This window comes from Enterobacter sp. RIT637 (assembly GCF_019718755.1).
Lineage (GTDB): Bacteria > Pseudomonadota > Gammaproteobacteria > Enterobacterales > Enterobacteriaceae > Enterobacter.
The window spans coordinates 1-549 of the sequence record NZ_JAIHAZ010000150.1; the positions used below are offsets into that span (position 1 = coordinate 1).

The 549-nt window shown below is 59.4% G+C and carries 1 protein-coding gene; it reads right to left on the reverse strand.

Features of this window, described 5'->3' with window-relative positions; genetic code table 11:
• A partial coding sequence (locus K5E19_RS23715) for an iron-containing alcohol dehydrogenase (protein ID WP_221553370.1) occupies positions 1–549 on the reverse strand: 549 nt, incomplete at both ends.

Consider the following 549-nt stretch of genomic DNA (forward strand, 5'->3'; position numbering starts at 1 on the left):
CAAGTCGGCACGCCCAGCTGCTCGAAGAAGTTACGCGTCGCCGCGATTGCCGCGTCGATACGCTCGTCTTCAGAACCGGAAGTGATGTTCCATACGCGCTCTGCATACTGCAGCAGTTTGGCACGTTTGGTGTCGCGTTTTTCATTCCATAGGGCAGGCAGAACCACCGCCAGCGTCTGGGCGTGATCCAGGCCGTGCATCGCGGTCAGTTCGTGGCCCAGCATATGGGTCGCCCAGTCCTGCGGCACGCCTGCGCCAATCAGGCCGTTCAACGCCTGAGTCGCCGCCCACATCACGTTTGCGCGCACATCGTAGTTTTCTGGCTCTTGCAGCGCTTTCGGGCCGTCTTCTACCAGCGTCAGCAGAATGCCTTCCGCGAAGCGATCCTGAATTTTGCCGTTGACCGGGTAAGTGACGTACTGCTCAACCGTGTGAACGAAGGCATCCACGACGCCGTTAGCCACCTGACGCGGCGGCAGGGTGTATGTGTAAACCGGGTCGAGCACCGCAAACACAGGCTGAACGTGTTCGTTCATAAAGGCCTGTTTG